This window comes from Pseudoalteromonas sp. G5_S1_14_S5, assembly GCF_054968605.1.
In genome coordinates this window covers 1-1,345 of sequence record NZ_JBQKUM010000179.1, presented here as the reverse complement: position 1 = coordinate 1,345, position 1,345 = coordinate 1, and the positions used below count along the sequence as shown (strand labels likewise).

Annotated in this window: 1 protein-coding gene; it reads right to left on the bottom strand. The window is 44.6% G+C overall.

Annotation, left to right across the window (positions count from 1 at the left end):
- Nucleotides 1-233 precede the first annotated feature (233 nt).
- Nucleotides 234-1,256: an IS110 family RNA-guided transposase gene (locus ACTRWI_RS22425; RefSeq protein WP_499133901.1), complete on the bottom strand. Its 1,023-nt coding sequence runs from the start codon at nt 1,254-1,256 to the stop codon at nt 234-236.
- Nucleotides 1,257-1,345 lie beyond the last annotated feature (89 nt).

Here is a 1,345-nt window from a genome sequence, read left to right as displayed (position 1 = left end):
TATATGGTCTCCCCCAGTTTTGCAAGTCAGCAGTATGATCAAAAGCGCAGGTTAACTTCCATATATACGGCCTGTTTAACGGCTATTGCCTTGGCCAAGATGAGGAAGTCGAACACGAAGTCCTAATCACCTTATCGACTTTATAAGACAGTGTGAGCATAAGGTTTTCAACGTGTAGGATTTATCCTGTTATTCATCTTACTACGTACTTTGCAAAGGGTTGGTGATTCTCATTAGCTTTGTGTTGGTCGATATTCTTCATTTTTAGTGATAACTGCCCACGCTATGCGCATGAGTTTGTTTGCTAAAGCGACAGCGGCTCTGTTTGGTCCTCGTCGCTCTTGAAGTTCAAGCATCCACTTACTGAGATTATCGGATTTAAATTTGGCGCGCCTCAGCGCTGCTCTTGCTCCATGAACGAGTAGGGAGCGGATATACGTGTTGCCCCTTTTGGTTATCCCAAGAAGAATGACTTTGTCACCGCTGGTATCTTGCTTCGGCACAAGGCCCATTGCGGCGGAGGCATCTCTACCGGTTTTGAACTGTTGTCCAGAGCCAAGCCATACCGCAACGGCTTGGCTAGTGAGTGGCCCAAAGCCTGGAATAGACATGAGTCGCTTTGCGTTTTCGAACTGCTTGATGGTTTGGTTAAGTTTATCGTCGAACCATTTTGCTTGTTCGTCGATGTATAAATATCGTTCGTACTGATGGGATAGCAGCTCTCTTAATATACAAGACAGTTGGTTTTCATCGTTCTCGAGTATTTCGGGTATGGCCTTTCTAAAGGCAGCGGCTCCTTTGGGCATAATGATGCCGTATTCAGATATGAGGCCACGCACTTGATTAACAATGCGAGTTCTTTCAGTGACGAGCAGACGTCTCATTCGAATAAGAGATTGGATGTCTTGTTGCTCGACGGATTTATGAGGAACAGGGTGAGGTCTTTTGTAGAGCGCGACTTCGGCAATGGCTTCAGCATCGTTATAGTCGTTTTTCTGTTTACGCCTTTGAGTTTTCACATGTTGGGGGGCGTAGAGTATGACTTCGTGACCGAACTGAGAGAATTCACGAGCCCAATAATGGGCACCAGAGCATGCTTCCATAGCAATGGTACAAGGCTCTTTATTGGTAATGTAGCTAAGTAGCTTACTTCGTTGAAGTTTTTTACGAGAAAGGTTCTTTCCTTTATGATTGATTTCAAAAAGAAAGAAGATATTTTTTGCTAAATCGATGCCGATGATTTTATGCTGAGTCATGGTCTTCTCCTTTTACTTCGGACCTGAACACTCCAAGCATGGCTTACAGTCATGTGAAGTGGTAGGGGGAGACCATCTCATCACCTTAA